Annotated in this window: 15 protein-coding genes; 6 read left to right on the plus strand and 9 right to left on the minus strand. The window is 37.5% G+C overall.

The features are described from left to right. Nucleotides 1-34 precede the first annotated feature (34 nt). The 6 genes from JG479_RS18265 to JG479_RS18290 form a co-directional block, all read right to left on the minus strand. Entirely contained in the window at nucleotides 35-505 is a 471-nt protein-coding gene (locus JG479_RS18265; RefSeq protein ID WP_182681574.1) for a methylated-DNA--[protein]-cysteine S-methyltransferase, read from the minus strand. Continuing rightward, on the minus strand, nucleotides 505-1,857 hold the full coding sequence (locus JG479_RS18270) for a DNA-3-methyladenine glycosylase 2 family protein (RefSeq protein WP_200220351.1): 1,353 nt from the start codon (nucleotides 1,855-1,857) through the stop codon (nucleotides 505-507). Before JG479_RS18270 ends, JG479_RS18265 begins: the two co-directional genes overlap by 1 nt. A gap of 74 nt (nucleotides 1,858-1,931) precedes the next feature. Continuing rightward, nucleotides 1,932-2,543, minus strand: coding sequence for a superoxide dismutase (locus JG479_RS18275; protein WP_182720144.1), 612 nt, complete (start codon nucleotides 2,541-2,543; stop codon nucleotides 1,932-1,934). Between the two features lie 22 nt (nucleotides 2,544-2,565). Then, a complete protein-coding gene (locus tag JG479_RS18280; protein ID WP_182724041.1) occupies nucleotides 2,566-3,072 on the minus strand; it encodes a hypothetical protein in 507 nt (168 codons plus the stop codon). A 79-nt stretch (nucleotides 3,073-3,151) separates the two neighbouring features. Beyond that, nucleotides 3,152-3,634, minus strand: coding sequence for a GNAT family N-acetyltransferase (locus tag JG479_RS18285; protein ID WP_200220352.1), 483 nt, complete (start codon nucleotides 3,632-3,634; stop codon nucleotides 3,152-3,154). Between the two features lie 12 nt (nucleotides 3,635-3,646). Beyond that, nucleotides 3,647-8,410 carry a PAS domain-containing protein gene (locus JG479_RS18290; protein ID WP_200220353.1) on the minus strand — a complete coding sequence of 1,588 codons (4,764 nt, stop codon included), beginning with the start codon at nucleotides 8,408-8,410 and terminating at the stop codon, nucleotides 3,647-3,649. A 251-nt stretch (nucleotides 8,411-8,661) separates the two neighbouring features. Between JG479_RS18290 and JG479_RS18295 the strand changes: the two genes are divergently transcribed. From JG479_RS18295 to bfr (JG479_RS18315), 5 genes are all read left to right on the plus strand, one after another. After that, nucleotides 8,662-9,540, plus strand: a complete 879-nt coding sequence (locus tag JG479_RS18295) for a cation diffusion facilitator family transporter (protein ID WP_039488448.1) — start codon at nucleotides 8,662-8,664, stop codon at nucleotides 9,538-9,540. Between the two features lie 103 nt (nucleotides 9,541-9,643). Then, a complete protein-coding gene (locus tag JG479_RS18300; RefSeq protein ID WP_200220354.1) occupies nucleotides 9,644-10,714 on the plus strand; it encodes a PepSY-associated TM helix domain-containing protein in 1,071 nt (356 codons plus the stop codon). A gap of 71 nt (nucleotides 10,715-10,785) precedes the next feature. Continuing rightward, on the plus strand, nucleotides 10,786-12,921 hold the full coding sequence (locus JG479_RS18305; RefSeq protein ID WP_200220355.1) for a TonB-dependent receptor: 2,136 nt from the start codon (nucleotides 10,786-10,788) through the stop codon (nucleotides 12,919-12,921). 272 nt (nucleotides 12,922-13,193) lie between these two features. Next, complete coding sequence (gene bfr, locus JG479_RS18310) at nucleotides 13,194-13,664, plus strand: bacterioferritin (RefSeq protein WP_002958985.1); 471 nt, start codon at nucleotides 13,194-13,196, stop codon at nucleotides 13,662-13,664. Between the two features lie 12 nt (nucleotides 13,665-13,676). Beyond that, nucleotides 13,677-14,141 carry a bacterioferritin gene (gene bfr / locus JG479_RS18315; protein ID WP_165724973.1) on the plus strand — a complete coding sequence of 155 codons (465 nt, stop codon included), beginning with the start codon at nucleotides 13,677-13,679 and terminating at the stop codon, nucleotides 14,139-14,141. A gap of 65 nt (nucleotides 14,142-14,206) precedes the next feature. Here the strand turns inward: bfr (JG479_RS18315) and JG479_RS18320 are convergent, their stop codons facing one another. Next, nucleotides 14,207-14,401, minus strand: a complete 195-nt coding sequence (locus JG479_RS18320) for a (2Fe-2S)-binding protein (RefSeq protein ID WP_002960627.1) — start codon at nucleotides 14,399-14,401, stop codon at nucleotides 14,207-14,209. A 342-nt stretch (nucleotides 14,402-14,743) separates the two neighbouring features. Here JG479_RS18320 and JG479_RS18325 point away from each other — a divergent pair, with 342 nt between their 5' ends. After that, a complete protein-coding gene (locus tag JG479_RS18325) occupies nucleotides 14,744-15,301 on the plus strand; it encodes a TMEM165/GDT1 family protein (protein ID WP_200220356.1) in 558 nt (185 codons plus the stop codon). Between the two features lie 61 nt (nucleotides 15,302-15,362). Here the strand turns inward: JG479_RS18325 and JG479_RS18330 are convergent, their stop codons facing one another. Both JG479_RS18330 and JG479_RS18335 read right to left on the minus strand, forming a co-directional pair. Beyond that, nucleotides 15,363-15,887, minus strand: coding sequence for a DUF6436 domain-containing protein (locus tag JG479_RS18330; RefSeq protein ID WP_200220357.1), 525 nt, complete (start codon nucleotides 15,885-15,887; stop codon nucleotides 15,363-15,365). Beyond that, nucleotides 15,871-17,337, minus strand: a complete 1,467-nt coding sequence (locus tag JG479_RS18335) for a methyl-accepting chemotaxis protein (protein WP_024597358.1) — start codon at nucleotides 17,335-17,337, stop codon at nucleotides 15,871-15,873. The genes JG479_RS18330 and JG479_RS18335 overlap by 17 nt, the downstream gene beginning before the upstream one ends. Nucleotides 17,338-17,380: the final 43 nt, after the last annotated feature.

Below are 17,380 nucleotides of genomic sequence, written 5' to 3' on the forward strand. Positions count from 1 at the left end.
AGTTAAGCAGACTGGCTATATTTTATCAATTAATTTACATTAATCCTTCGTGCTTCAGCAACCACAGTTTCCTATCAAGCCCACCAGCATAGCCCGTTAACTTTGCATTTGCGCCAATAATTCGGTGGCACGGTACAATAATACTAATCGGATTTTTACCATTAGCAGCGCCTACTGCCCTCACTGCTTTTGGGTTATTGAGTTGGTTAGCAATATAGCCGTATGTTTGCGATTGTCCAAAAGGTACTGTTAATAGTGCTTGCCATACACTTTGCTGAAATACCGTACCGGTTGTATCAAGTGGTACATCAAACATAGTGCGTTTTTTTGCAAAGTACTCATTTAACTGCGCAGCGCAAATAAGCACCGCCTTGTTAGTAACTTGCTCAAATGGCGTATAAGAGTATTCAACTGGTGGATAAAAACCAACGTAACTCACACCTTTATCAGTCGCTTGAATAATTATGTCGTCTATAGGGCTCGAAATTGATGTTTGAATGATCATTATAATTGCTGCCAAAGTTGAAACGTTAAGTAAGAGCGAAAAGGAGCGCAATTAGCAGGCTCAAACGGGTTTGCCGCCGCTTGAGCTTTTTTAACACCTAAGTCGCCATCAAGTAATATATCGGGTTGGCTTTGTCCTCGCAGCTTTGCATAATTTACTGTCCAAGGACCAATTCCCTTTAAACTAAGCCATTCGTCTAAATCGTCATTTTCAGGATTTAGTGCACAAAACTGGGCTAAGTTGTGTAGCGCATTTTTGCGTGCTTGTGGCATTTTAAAAAATGCAAAATCACTATTAGTAACAATTTTAGCCGTAGGAAAATAAACGGCATCGCCCTCTTTTTCGCCTAATTCATCAACTAACTTTGTTACTAAATTATGCGCCGCAGTAACACTCACTTGTTGCCCAAGTACCGCTCTTATACCGGCTTCAAAACTTGACCAAATCCCTGGAAGTCTGAGCCCTTCACACACTGTAAAGGCATTGTTTATATTGGCGCTTAAATGCGTTTCAATTAAATTAATATCGGCATCTAAATCAAGCACACGGCGTATATTATTTATAACAGTTTGTAAGTACGCCGTATTGTCTATATTGATAGATACACTAAAGTGGTTTTTACTCGCTATAAATTCTGCGGTAAAACTTCCTTTATATTTATCACTTGCAAAAGTACGCCCGTAGCTCGTTTGTGTTATCCACTCCATTGGTTTTATCAAGCGCCTTTGTAAAAAGCCCTGCAAAGCAGGCCAATTATAAGGCGGCCTAAATGGCAGGGTTAAAATGAGTGTTGACGTTGGCTTTTTATCGCCACTGCGCAGCTTCGAGGGAGCTATATTTAACTGCTGTAAAAATGCATCATTAAAACGCCTAATGCTTTTAAAGCCTGCGGCAAACGCTATTTCGGTAAGGGGTAAATGTGTTTCTTGAATCAGTTTTTTAGCAAAGTGGCATTGGTTAAATAATCGATATTGCGTAATCGACATGCCAAAATACTGCTTAAACAACTGCCTTAAATAACGACTACTTATACCTAAACGAGCTGCTAATTTTTCGCAGTCGTGTTCATCATTTTGATCTATTAACTGTTTTGCTCTAAGTGCAGTCGTTTTTGTACCCTGCCATGCTGCGCTGCCAGGGGCACTATCGGGCCTGCAACGAATACAGGGCCTAAAACCATCTTGCGCCGCGTTATGGGCAAACTGATAATAAGCAACGTTTTTTTCGTGAGCCGTTGGTGCAGGGCAAATTGGTCTGCAATAAATACCGGTACTTTTTACCGCTACGTAAAAAAGCCCGTCAAAACGAGGATCGCGACTCTGACGTGCTTTTTGCCAATGTGAAGTGTCCATAAACGGCTCTATAAATTAATCTAATAGAGCCTAGCTTATAGAAAATAAACTGTATTACTAGCCATATTCGGCACTCAACTTACTGCGGCTAGGTAGCGTTTTTCAACTTCAGTCCAATTAATTACATTATAAAAAGCAGCAATATAGTCAGGACGCTTATTTTGATACTTCAAATAATAGGCATGCTCCCATACATCAAGTCCCAAAATAGGGGTATTTCCCTGCATTAAAGGGCAATCTTGATTAGCACTATTTTCTACAATCAACTTTTTATCTGGGGTCACACATAGCCACGCCCAACCACTGCCAAATTGACTAATTGCAGCAGCAGTAAATTGGTCTTTAAACTTATCAAAACTGCCAAACTGTTCATTTATTGCCTGAGCTACACTACCTTCAGGTTCACCTCCTCCTTGCGGGCTCATTACTTGCCAAAATAAGCTGTGATTAAAATGCCCTCCTACATGCTCTTGTACTGCTTTTTGTAAATTACTAGGCAGGCTGTTTATTCCCTTAAGTAATTTTTCAGCATTTGCGGTTGCATAAACAGTATCTGCTAAAGCAGCATTGGCTTTATTAATATACGTTTGATGATGCAATGTGTGGTGAATATGCATTGTTTTACCATCAATATGAGGCTCAAGCGCATCGTACTCATAGTTAAGTGCAGGCAAAGTAAAAGCCATAAATACTCCTTTTTCTTTTAAATTAGTGCAGTTGATTGTTTGTAGTGCTCTCTGAGCATAAGCAAAAATTCACTTGCTCTATTAGCTCAGGTAAAAAATGATAGCGTCTTGCAAATAATACAAGTTCAGAGGACGTTTTAGTGTAATGATGCTTGCTCACTTTTTGTATATCGTAATGAGTATGCTTAATTAGCGAACAGAGTGTTAAGTGTACTTCGCATAGCCATTTGCATGCATTTTCAGGCTGTTGCATAGCTATATAGGTATCAGCTAAATTATGCGACGCAACAACAAGTGCGGGTATACAATGCTCAATAGCATGGATGACATTGTTATTAATCTGAGCATATAAAAACTGCTGAAGAAGATGATCTGCAAGTGTTTTAGCTAATAAGTATTTATCGCGGGCTTCGAGAAGTGCACCTTGTTCAAATGCATAATTACCTTGCATTATATTCGACTGCCAAGGGCTTAATGCTTGATCAAGACAAAGTAAATCTGAGTGGGATTGTTTTTGATTTGAGATCATATAATCATCTGCACGTTTATTTATGGGCGTGTAGTTAACTTACACACCCACAAACCTAAATGCAAATGATTTTCATTAACTACCTGACAAAGTCTAGTAATTCCTGCCCTGTTAAGCGATATATTATCCATTCGTTTTGCGGCTTTGCACCAATGCTATTGTAAAAATCGATAGCGGGTTTATTCCAATCAAGCACTACCCATTCAAAACGACCACAGTCATTACTAATCGCCTTATTAGCTAAGTGCTTCATAATGGCTTTACCTGCACCATTGCCACGGCTATCTGGGCTTACGTATAAATCTTCAAGGTATAGGCCATTTTTACCTAACCATGTAGAGTAATTATAAAAATAGACCGCAAAACCAATTGGCTCATCACCTTCTAAACAAATTATGCTGTGCGCAGTAGCACCGTCGCTAAACAGCGTATCTAAAATAGCCTGTTCGTCTGTTTTAACTGCATCCGGTTCTTTTTCATATATGGCAAGTTCGGTAATAAAGTGCAAAATTGTTTTCGCATCACTTGGTTTTGCATCACGTATTATAACGGGTTGGCTCATTGTATTTTTACCTTAAATATACTGCTCTAATTTATCTTTTAAAATATCTAATTGAATCGGTTTGCTCAAGTAGTCATCCATTCCAGCGGTTATACAACGCTCTTTATCAGAGTCCATTGCGTTAGCGGTAATAGCAATGATCCTAATGTTTTTGTGTTGTATACCCGCCATACCTTTACGTATAGCTGCAGTTGTAGCAAAGCCATCCATAACAGGCATCTGGCAATCCATAAGAACGAGCTTAAAGAAACCAGAATCGTGAGACTCTAATATATCTATCGCTAATTGACCATTTTCGGCAATTGTAACGTCACAATTAAGCTTTTTGAGCATTAATGTAGCCACTTGCCGATTAATTGGATTATCTTCTACAAGTAATATTTGGGTAGGTTCCTGCACCTTTTCTTTTTTAAGAGAGGAAATATAGCCTGAAGTAACAAGTGGGAGTGTCTCATCTGCATCATTACTTGTTATGACTGACAGTGCAGAAATTAAATCGGCAGTGGTTACAGGTTTGGGGAAATATGCCTGAAAGCCTGCATTAGAATAGCGCTGCGCACCTTCCATACCAGCAATACTGGTCATCATTACAAGTGGCATTGATTTATAATGTTCATGTGCTTTTAGTGCTTTACACAGCTCTATGCCATCCATTCCTGGCATTTGCATATCAAGCACTGCAATATCATACATGCAATTGTTACTTTTATACTGCTGCGCGCACATATCAAGAGCTTCGCTTGCGTCACATGCAAGCGCAACCTTAGCGCCCCAGTGCTCAAGCTGCTGTGAAATTACAATTCGATTTGTCTCGTTATCATCAACAACCAAAACGGTTAGCTCTTCCATATTAATATTAGGAATATAACGTTCTTTTTGATCTCCCGGAGTCAGCATTATAGTGGCAGTAAAAGTACTCCCTTTACCGGCTTCGCTAGTGAGAGAGATTGCTCCCCCCATTAGCTCACAAAGCTGCTTACAAATAGCCAGCCCTAAGCCACTGCCTCCATATTCACGCGTTGTTGATGCATCGACTTGAGAAAACGGAGTAAATAATTGCTCTTGTTTTTCTAAACTTATTCCTATGCCTGAGTCCTTTATACTTACAACAAACTCTAAACCTTGAGCTACTTTATTAATTTTCGCGCTTACAACAACCTCGCCTTGACTCGTAAACTTAACGGCGTTGCTCAATAAATTAGTAATAACTTGGCGAATGCGCCCAGGATCGCCGCATAACTGCGAAGGCTCTAGCGCTACCAGATCCAAAATAATTTCAATACCCTTATCTTGAGCTGTAAATGCTTGTGCGGCAGCAACTTCACCAATTAAATCACGTCCATTAAAGTTAATCTCTTCAAGCTCGATTTTACCTGCTTCAGCTTTAGAGAAATCTAAAATATCATTAATTACACCCAATAAAGAATGTGCACTTTTTTTGGCTATATCTACTTTTGTTTCTATTGGTTTAGATAACGACTCTAATTGAACAAGCTCTAGCATGCCGAGTACGCCATTCATTGGCGTTCTAATTTCATGGCTCATGGTTGCTAAGAATTGGCTCTTAGCAATGGCTGCATCTTCAGCTTTTACAAGTGCTACTTTTAGCTCCTCACTAATTACTTTTCGTTTTTGAGAAACTAAAGTGCTTCCCACTAAAGTAGCTAATGAGCGAAGATACGTTTCTTCACTTTGCGTCCAGTAATGATGCTCACCTACTGTTTCAGCGCACAAAATACCTAAATTACCATCGCCTGTTGCAATTACAGCATCAAGCATCGATTTAATATTTAGTGGTGTTACATATGCTTCAATAAAATCAACAGTTGCTGAGTGAGTATAAACATCATCAATAGCCACTAAATTATGTTTATAAATAGCATTAAAATAAGCTGGGTAGTCTTTAGCAGTTAAAATAGCGTCGGTATCTACAAACCCTTGACCATTTATATATAAGCTATGACACGTCATCACATCTCGTTTTTCGTTAAAGATCCATATCGAAGCTCGTGTAACATTTAGCACCTCACACATAGATTTAACGGCTAGCTTTTTAACCTGTTCTACATCACTATTTTGCACTTCAGGTGCGACTGTAAGCGCGGCTAAATTTTTGTTATAACGATTTGCTTTTTCGCTCTCAAGTTCAAGTCGTTTATGTGCATCAATACTTTGAAATGAACCAAACACACGTACACATTTACCGTCTTTAAGCTCAGCTTGGCCCATTGATTTAACCCAACGCTCTTGCCCCGAATAGGTCAAAATAATAAGCTCTACACTCCAGCTTTCACCTAAAGTCACAGCGCATTCAAATAAGGTACTTATAGTGTCTCGGTGTATGCCTGGTTTATAAAAGTTAATTGCGGTATCTATGCTCGGTTCAAAGCCCTCTGGTACTTCGTGAATAACTTTAACTTCATCAGACCAATAAAGTGTATGCGCATCTAAGTCCATCTCCCATGCGCCAATCTGTCCTTGCTTACTCATTGATTCAAGTAGGCTTTGCTGACGATTTATTTTTAACTGTGTATTGTAACGCTCTGTAATATCTAAAATAAACCCATCTAAATACAATATGCTGCCATCATCTGCGTAAATGGCTTGGCCTTTTTCATTTACCCAATGTAAGGAGCCATCGCGGGCTGTAATCCTATACTCAACAGACCATGACTGTTTTGCACTAACACAACGTAGAATTTCATCTTTTATTTTTTTAGAATCGTCTTCGCATATCAAATCAAAAAAGCTGGGGGATTCATCATTTATCAACTCATCAGGTGAATAACCTGTTATTTCACTCGCTTGCTCGCTCATATAAAGCATGCTTAATTTATTATCAAACTTACATCGATAAATAATGCCAGGGATATTTGATACCAAAGATGCAAACCTATCGCGGCTTCCTTGCAGCTCAAGCTCTGTAGATTTTCGTTCTGATATATCTAAATGCGTACCTATCATACGTTTTGGAGAGCCATCGGTATTCCACTCAACTACTTTTGCAGTATCGAGTACCCAAATCCAATGTCCATTTTTATGCTTCATGCGGGCTTCACTAACAAAATAGTCAGTCTCACCGGCAAAGTGCTCTTGAAGTTTTTTATTTGATATCACTAAGTCGTCTGGGTGAGCATAGGTATACCAAGTATTTATAGTACAAGGTTCAATCTCACTGAGTTTGTAACCTATTATCTCGGCCCAGCGGTTATTAAACGTCACTTTATTAGTATCAATATACCAATCCCAAATACCCACGGCTGTTGAGTCTATCACTAGCTGTAACTGTGTTTTGTGTTGCTCAAGCTCTAGCTCTTGTACTTTAAGGGCTGTAATGTCATTACGAATAGCAATATAGTTTTGTGGTATACCGTTTTCATCTAGAAATGGTGCAATTGTCGTATCTACCCAATATATTCCACCATGCTTAGCTTTATTGCATATTTGCCCGTTCCAGATATCACCACGTTCAAGCGTTTTATACATATTTTTAAAAAATTCTTTTTCGTGTTTCCCTGAATTTAAAAGGCGATGGTTTTGACCTATTAATTCGTGTTCATCGTAGCCACTAATCTCACAAAATTTCTTATTTACAAAAGTGATGGTGCCATGCAAATCAGTTACAGCAACAATAGCGTGTTCATCTAATGCACTTTTTTGCTCGGCTAATTGTTTTAATGCAATTTGAAGTGCAGAGCGTTGCTTTTGTAATATACTTTGTTGCTCTTCTTTTACGGCTACTAAATTACGTAAACCCAATGAAAGCTGGTTAAACTCAATACTGTCGTTTATTACAGGGACTTTTACCTTGTCTCCTTTTGTAATACTTTCAACAATTTTAGCTAAGTTAATTAAAGGTCTAGAAAGTCGACGCCCAAACCACCACGATGACGTTAATATAAGCAGCAATGCCCCCGCATTTGTTAATAAAGCAAGCTGTTTATAAAAATTAGCACCTTGTAGTGCAACTTCTTTTGGTTTTGTTACAAGTAACTGCCATCCAGATTCATTTAAAAACTCTAGAGAATCAATATACCCGTATAAAGTCTCTTCATTTTTATTACTGTAAGAAAAAACACGTTGCGTTGGGGAGCCGTTTTGAGAGAAAAATAATGGTTGAAAATCTTCTGAATTATTATTTTTTTGAATTTTATTATTATGCATAACATAAAATGTTATGTCTTTATTTGCAGCGTGTATTTTACTTAGATTATTTAATAAGCCATTTAAATTTATATCTGCAAGCAATATGGCTTGTAGCTTATTTTCGGTATTTACTAACGGTAAGCCAATAATATGATACTCACGCCCTGAGACTGTCATTGACTGAAATTGGATTTTACCTGTATTTTTAATACCAGAACGTATGTTATTAAAACGTTGATCTTTAATAATATTAAAAAAGGGTGATGAAGGTAGTGATTTAACGAGGTTTACATCAATAAGTTCTACATTATTAACAAAGTCGTACTGCTCAACAAATTGCGCTATTAATTGTTGTTTTTTAGTCGGGCTAATATCAAACTGCGCCCTAAGCAAATATAGATCATTAACATGCTCTGCAAACCAAATATCAGCAAATTGCTTACCTATATTATTAAGCTCGTTAAGTTCAGTGTCTGCATTTTGTTTAAGCGTGCTATTTACATGTTCAAGACTAAACCACGTAAGTATACAAAGTGGCCCTAAGGCTATAATTATAAAGGTTATAATTAACTTACTTCGAACAGACTGTCCTTTACCTGTTAATTCACCAAAGTTTAAACCTTTGTGCATGCTTAATATCCAGCAACTTATAATCATTTAATATTACTTACATTAATGCACTAAATATATAAAGACGCAAGTTTTGAGCGGTAAACTCCTTAAAAAATGGGTGTTTAGCGTTACAATATTAAATTCACACTTTTTAAAATATACGCCTTTATTACTAACTTATAATTAGATTTATTGACGCTACCACATCTGTAGCGGTTTTAAACCAGCCATGATATAAGCAATATTCAATTAATACATTTGAGGTCATTATGGCGCACGATCACTCACATAGTCATGTAGACGAAAACCAGAGCGATAAACAGCTAACAGTCGCTGTGGTTATTAATGTATTGCTAACCGTAGCCCAAGTTATTGGCGGGGTATTTTCGGGCAGTTTGTCACTTATAGCCGATGCACTTCATAATTTAAGTGATGCTGCCGCTATATTTATCGCGCTCGTTGCACGTAAAATTGGTAATAAACCTGCTGACACCACTCATCATTTTGGCTATAAACGCGCTGAAATACTTGCCACACTTTTTAATAGCAGTACATTGATATTAATTGGTGTGTATTTAATTTTTGAAGCCATTTCGAGCTATTTAAACCCTCAACCAATTAATGGTTGGATAGTTGTGTGGGTGGCAGCAATAGCGTTGGTAATTGATTTAGCAACCGCATTTTTAACCTACCGAGCTGGCGCAAATCACAGTATAAATATAAAAGCGGCCTTTATTCATAACGTATCAGATGCAATGGCATCTATTGTTGTTATTATTGCAGGCACCTTAATTATTTTATACCAGTGGTATATCGTTGATTTAATTGCCACTGTGCTTATTTCTCTTTATGTAATTTATCACGGCATTTTACTATTAAAGCAAAGCTGCAAAATTTTAATGCAAGCAGCGCCTAGCAACGTTGATACAGATGCAATATCACATGCTATTAGTAATGAATTTAATATCGAATCGGTAATGAGCATTAAGCTTTGGCAACTAGATGATAAAGAAAATTATTGCGAGCTTATTATTAGCACCCAGCACGTAATTGATTTAGCCGCAGTTAAAAGTTTTTTGCACGACAATTTTAAAATCGAAAATTGCATAATAGAAATCCAATCTATTACAAATAAAAGCCTAATTTAATGTTCTTAATAACAAGCTAAACCAAATACACAACTTATTTAATTGAAAACAGCTCGTATTATCATTTACAATATTGTCATTAACTCATAATGAGATACCGTTTTTGAAACTTTGGTTACGTAGAATTCATTTAGGCCTTGCCCTTATTAGCGGACTATTTTTATTAATAGTGAGCCTAACCGGTGCTGTTATGATTTATGCAAAAGACATACAGCACCTAATAGAGCCTGCAAAATGGCAAGTAACACCCCAAAAAAACTTAATGCATTACGATGAACTTATACAAAATGTACAAGCTCAAACTAAGCAAAAAATCACCTTTTTTATGCCCGAACAAGCGCCAAACGCAGCATGGCAATTTCGGTTAGCCAATAAACATTACGCCAGTGTTAACCCCTACTCTGGGAGTGTACTAAACGTCTATGAATCAACCGATACGATTTATGGGTTTGCTATGGGATTACATCGTTGGCTGTTGTTTGAAAACAGTAAAGGTGAAAAAACCTTTCGAAATTGGATGTCGGTGTGTGCATTGCTACTTTTAATAAATGTATTACTGGGCTTTTATTTATGGGTAAAGCCCAAAAACAGAGTTAAACGTTTAGCTATAAAACCAAAAGCCAAATTTAGAGTGCTCATGTATCAATTACATACAGTGCTTGGTGTTTACTTTTTTATACCGCTTATGCTGATTGCCTTTACTGGTATGGCATTTAACTGGAAAACACAAACTCAATCGGTATTAGAATTTGTGACCTTAAACAAGGTAGAACAAAGACCTAAAGCACCAAAAGTAATAACCCCTTCTCAAGCTGCTTTAAACTACAATGAAGCAATTAAAAATGCAGAGAACGTATTTCCAGACGGTAAATTATATAGAATTTACTTACCTAAAAAGGATGACGAAGCAATTGCACTGAGAATGCAAAACCCTGGCGAAAGCCACGCTTACAGCTGGGTTTGGACTAACCCATTTACGGGTAAAGTATTAAACTCATTTGACGCCAGTAAAACAAACTTCACAACACAAGCATGGAACTTCAAATATAAGTTTCACATTGGTGATTTTGCAGGTCCTATCGTGCAGTTTTTATGGTTATTAATAGCCCTTTCACTCGCATTTTTTATTGTAAGCGGTGTATATTTTTGGTTAAAACGCCATAAGTGGAAATAAATCTCATTAACACTTGCGTCACTAGTTGATAATAATTACCATTACGCAATTATTATCAACTAAGATCCCCCATGTTAAAAACTTCGCTTTGCCTTATTGCTGTTGCAATAAGTACTAACACGCTAGCAAATGAAAATAATAAAAATGAATACAATTCTGATCAATTTGAGCATGTCATTGTTTCAGGCAGCCGTATATCAGAAAGCATTGACGAAGTACCAGCCTCGATCACCGTTATTAATCAGCAACAAATACAACAGCATTTAAAAGTAAGCTCAGAATTGGGAAGTTTACTCGCGCAAATGGTTCCAGGGCTTGCCCCAGATACTGGTAGTTCAAGTAATTCAGGACAAACACTACGCGGCCGTGCGCCTCTAATAATGATTGATGGCGTACCGCAATCAACCCCTCTTCGTAATGGTTCTTTAGGCGTAAAAACGTTAGACGCCAGCGCAATAGCGCGCATTGAAGTCATAAAAGGCGCAACGTCTATTTATGGTAATGGTGCCTCAGGTGGCATTATTAACTACATAACAAAACAGGCTCGCAGTGATGGTAAACCTGAAGGTGAAATAAGTATTTCAAGCCGCTTTAGCGCTGTTAAATTAGCAGAAAGTGGCGGCGGTAGAATATCAGCTGCAGTAAACGGCAAGTTCGACCAACTAAGCTACCTGTTAACGGCAAGCTATGAAGAAAACGGCGTGCAACGCGATGCGCAGGGCGATATTTTAGGCTTACAATACGGTTTATCAGACTCTGAAACTCAAAACTATTTTACCAAACTAACTTATGATTTTGACGACGAAAAGCAACTGCAGTTTAGCTATAACTATTTCAGCTCACAGCAAAAAACTGATTTAGGCGATGTTACTGGTGATGGCAATATAGGAGAAAAAACTTACGCTATACACGTCCCCTTAGAGCTTCAAAAACAAGGTAAGCCGCAAGGCCCAGAAGGCAACAAAAATATAACCCTAAAATATGTTGATTACTCGTTGTTTGAAAACACACAAATGACCCTCGATCTTTATAAACAAGATATAGAAAACGTATTCTTTTTCTCCACTAACCTAGCTAACCTCGATGAAGGCTATAGCGGTGGTCAATCGGTTATAAAATCAGACAAGCAAGGTGCAAGGGCTACATTTAATAGTCAGTTTGATTTTGAAAACGTAACAGCCACCTTAATCTACGGTATTGATGCCTTAAACGATAAAACATCACAACCTTTAGTGGATGGCCGTGTGTGGGTGCCAGAAATGGACATGGAAAGTGTGGCTGGCTTTTTACAAACCAAATGGGTAATAAACGACGATATTATTGTAAAAGCAGGTGTAAGAAACGAAAGTATTGATTTGAGCGTAAGTGATTACCAAACATTAAAACTATGTAGAACCCCTTCGCAATGCTCAGTCCCACTAAATGTGCGTGGTGATACCATAAACTATGACGCTACAACGTATAATGCAGGCATAAAATACAATTTAACAGATGCATTCAGCCCATTTTTTAGTTATTCACAGGGCTCTGATATTTCTGATATTGGGCGCTTGCTTCGCGCTGCAACCGTTGACGATATTGCACTTATTCAGACACAAGCATCTATAATCGACAACTACGAAGTTGGTTTTACTTCACAGTTTGAAAACGTTCGTTTTGAATTTGCACTGTACAGAAGTACTTCAGAGCTTGGCACCAGTAATGAATTTAACGAAGTAACGGGTGTTTACGAACCCGTACGCGCACCGCAAGAAATATGGGGTTACGAAAGTTTAGTTAATTATACTATTAATCAAGATCTTAAATTAAGCGCTACATACAGCTACGTAGAAGGTAAAAACACCGAAGCGGATGAATATTTAGGGGCAAAACAAATCAGCCCACCGAAAGCCACTGCTAATTTAACATGGCAAACTAACGAAAAGTTATCACTTGCAATGAGTTTTTTATATGTAGGTGACAGAAAGCGCTTTGATAAAAATGCACAGGGCCAATACTCTGGCGATCAGGGCCCTGTTAGTAGCTACAACACATTTAATTTAAGTGGTCAGTACAACGTTAACGCCAGGTGGAGTGGCTATTTTGGTATCGAAAACCTATTCAATAGTGATTACTACCCTGCCCGCGCACAGGCTTACACCTACGGTGGATATAACATTAAAGGATTAGGCACAACCGCAACGCTGGGTGCTAAATACCAGTTTTAATTAGTGATAGACTCAATAAATAGGCATCAGCATGCCTATTTATTTAAAAAGATAATATGAAAAGCAGTATCTCTACTTATTGTTTATAAATACCTCTAGTAATCTTTCTCAGATACTAATACAAATAAAAAACTGTCCATAAACCAAGCAGTAACGCAAACTTAAATAAGAATCAAAACCAATAGTAACACAATGATTTTTATAGAGAAAACTTGCAATATAGGCTATATGTACTACACTGCATACAATTGAAATAGTTGAGGCGATTTATCATGAAAGGTAATCAAAAAGTAATCGATGCGTTTAATACATTGTTAGCTAACGAATTAGCAGCAATCGATCAGTATTTTATACACTCGCGCATGTATGACGACTGGGGTTTAAACAAACTATACGAGCGCCTTAACCACGAAATGGAAGAAGAAAAAGATCACGCAGACTGGCTTATTAAGCGCATCTTGTTTTTAGAAGGTGTACCAAATATGACTAAGCGCCGTGATTTACTTATCGGTAACGATGTAAAAAGCATGATGCAAAACGATTTAACACTAGAGCTTGAAGTAGTTGCGTGTGTTAAAGACGTCATCGCAATATGTGAAGAACAACAAGATTATCAATCTCGTAGCATTTTAGAAAAGCTGTTATTTGATACCGAAGAAGACCATGTTTACTGGTTAGAGCAACAACTTGGTCTAATTGATAAAATTGGTTCTGAAAATTATCATCAAGCACAAATGGCTTAGTAGGAGCATATTATGAAAGGCGATAAAGACGTTATTGCAGCGCTTAATAAAGTACTCGCTAATGAGCTTGTTGGTATTAACCAATACTTTTTACATGCACGTATGTTTAAAGATTTTGGCTTTACGCAACTAGACAAAGCAGATTACAAAGTATCAATTCAAAAAATGAAAAACGCTGATCGTTTAATTGAACGTATTTTATTTTTAGAAGGCTTACCAAATCTTCAAGACCTAGGCCGATTACGTATTGGTGAAAACAGCGAAGAAATGATTGCTGCTAACATGAGTTTTGAACTCGATACTATTGACGAGTTACGAAGCGCCGTTAAACTGGCTGAAAACAAAAAAGACTACATTACCCGTGAAGCCCTTGATCACATTTTAAATGAACAAGAAGAGCAAATTGACTGGTTAGAAACCCAACAATTACTTATTAAAAATACGGGCATTAAAAACTACTTACAGTCTCAATTGTAAATAGTAGTAGATATAAAAAAAGCAGCTAAAAAGCTGCTTTTTTTATATCTAAATTTTATATGTAATTAAGCAACTTGATCCGTTACATCCGCAATTTGAATAAGTCTGCGATTAAGGATCTTTTTAGTACAACCACAACACTTACCGCATTGGCTGCCTACTTTAAGCTCTTTGGTTAATTCACGCATGGTCGTTGCACCATCGTCAATTGTTTGCTCAATTTTTTTATCAGTCACACCGTGACAAAGACAAATATACATCAATACAAACCGTGTTAATTACATTCAATAGATGCATACTAATCTAAACGACAATTGTTATCAATAGCTTCCTCACTAATAAATATAAATTATTTATTAGAATATGGTATTTGTTCTCTTAACTATATTTACCTAAAAATAAAGTTATGGAATAATGGCCGCCTCTTAGGGGAGTAGCCCGCTCAGTAATGAGTAAACTTATCAACATAATTGCACCTCATGTGCATGGTAAGTTTGTAATGTTGTAGCAAGCGTTATCGGCGAGACCTAGGTAGACACTATCCTCATGGCGGGAGATAGTTGTTTGCCTTGGTTTAGTATTCCCGCCTGTAAGAATCAATAATGGAAGTTTTTTTAACCTCAACCGTCACTGTCACTCTTGCCGAAATTGGCGATAAAACCCAGCTTTTATCGCTCCTGTTAGCTGCCCGTTTTCGTAATAAAGGCGCACTTATTCTTGGTATTTTAGCCGCAACTTTACTCAATCATGGCCTATCAGCGTGGTTTGGGCAGTGGTTAAGTAATAGTTTTTCTTCTGAATATTTACCTTGGCTTGTAAACATCAGCTTTATTATTGTTGGCCTTTGGCTATTAGTTCCAGATAAAGACGAAGATGTAAGTAGTAAATACGATAGCTACGGGGCTTTTTTAGTTGCTTTTGTATTATTTTTTATTGCAGAAATTGGTGATAAAACACAAATAGCGACAGTGTTGCTAGGGGCACAATATCAGTCTGTGTTTTGGGTAACGGTAGGAACCACGTTAGGTATGCTAATTGCTAACGTGCCTGTTATATATGCTGGTAATGCATTACTAAAAAGAATATCTCTAAACACCGTACGTGCTATTGCTGCTTGTGTGTTTGTGTCATTGGGTATTTATGGCTTAGTTACAATTTAATCAATGTTAAAGCTCGCAACTGTTAATTCAAGTGCGAGCTTTAGTTTTTTCTGCACGTTATTTATGCATTATTTACACAATAACACCCCTTGGTTTGCGTAATTAAAAGGTTGGAATTAAAACCTGCAGCTAAATTAGTGACCGCAGTTTCAACAAAGCCACTTCCTTGGGCACACGCTAATCCTTCAGAGAGCGGACCGGCATAAACAAACTCACCGTTTTTATTAATAATAACGGCGGCAGGCGTTGCCGGAATAACGTGTTTAAGCTTTGGTGTTAATTCAACTTGTACAACCTTCATAGCTTTATTGGCAGCAAAGGAGCTTAACGATGAAATATGCGGCTTAGCCTGTATGGTGCACCCGCAATTTTTTTCAGTTATAAGCACTAACGACGCTTTATTAGTGTCAACCCAGTCCAATTGCTTTTTAAAGTTATTAAACCAGTGCTTTTGCAATAAAACTTTTGAGTTATCAAACGGCTTAAGTTGCTCTAACTGAAAATAAACTAACCCTGCAACAACACAAACAAGCCATATAGCTATAAGCGAAAATACAAAAGAGTTAGATTTATTTAAACTTGGCAATGCTTTGCTCTAATACATCAATACTTACATCGATTAACTGCACCTTAGCGGTTAACTGCTGCACTATTTGCGTATCTTGGTACTGATTTTGGCGCATAGTATCAGTACTGCTTGCTATTAACTCGGTATTACCTGCCTGCTCCGCTACAACTTGTGCAACTGAGTCAGAGCTTGAAGATACTGCGGCTATTTGCTCGCTCATTGCTGAAATATTCTCTTTCATTGCAGCACTAATACTTGTTAAATCAACTACAAAACTCACACACTGACTCATTGATTGCGTTGACGTTTTACTATTATTAACAAGATCTTTTAATGTAAGACTAATTTTATCTGTTGTTGCTTTACTGTGGTTAGCCAAAGATCTTACCTCATCAGCAACAACAGCAAAACCTCGACCGTGTTCGCCTGCGCGGGCAGCTTCAATAGCTGCATTTAAAGCAAGTAGGTTTGTTTGCTCAGCAATGCCTGATATTTCATTAAGAAGCCCTGAAATAACATCGCCAGCTGCCACTAAGTGATTTATTTTTTCTTCGGTATGATTAAGCAGTGTTAACAACTCTCTACTTTTAGCGTCTGTTTGAAGCACTTCTTTTAATGCATCACCTGCAGATTGTGTAATATGGTCAACTTGGCGCTTAAGCACCTCACTTTCTTCTTCTACAAGTTTAAAGCCATTGGCAACTTGAGCGCCAGAATTAGCAATATCATCGGTTTGTTGCGTACGTTGAACCGCTCCACTCGCTAACTGATCGTGAACATCAATAAGCTCTTGTGAGTTTTTTTGCAATGATTCTGATTGAGTTTGTACCTGTTTAATAACATCAGATAAGTAATCTAGTAATGTGTTAAATCCTGCTACAGCTTCGCTTTTAGTGTCATCCGCGCGAAGAGAGAGTTTAATGTTTTCAGGATCTTTCATTATTTGTTCTGTCGCATAACTTAAAGATAAGCCCGCACGACGTTCCCGTTGCAGCGTTTTTGCAATATAGCCTGCAACTAATACTTCAACTATTGCGTATCCAGCATGAATTAGCACCGTAGTAAAAGCGAGTCTATCAGGGTCAAATACGTAAAAACCCGTATTTTGAGTTTGTAAATAATAAAAAGATAAATGATGTACCGCTACAAAAATAATAGCGGTAATAAACACTCGCCACTGTACAAACATTATAAGTACAGCCATTAAGATAAATATTTCAAAATGTACTTCGATTAACCCAAAAGCCTGCTGAATATGTAAAAAAGAAAACATCATTATTGCAGCTGCAACTACATGTGCAGTGATAGGGTTATCTGGCTGTGTTTTAAGTAACCAGATAGGGAGTAAACAAAGTGGTAGTCCAACAATAAATGCTTGGGTTAACGTCCCAAAATACAAACCAATCCCTATGGATTCAACAAATAGAAGACTAAAAATTATGATAAATAACCGAGTGACACTAGACATAAAACCCTTTAATAAAATTTGTAGTGTATTAAACACATTAATA

The sequence above is a fragment of the Pseudoalteromonas sp. LC2018020214 genome, assembly GCF_016598755.1.
Lineage (GTDB): Bacteria > Pseudomonadota > Gammaproteobacteria > Enterobacterales > Alteromonadaceae > Pseudoalteromonas > Pseudoalteromonas distincta.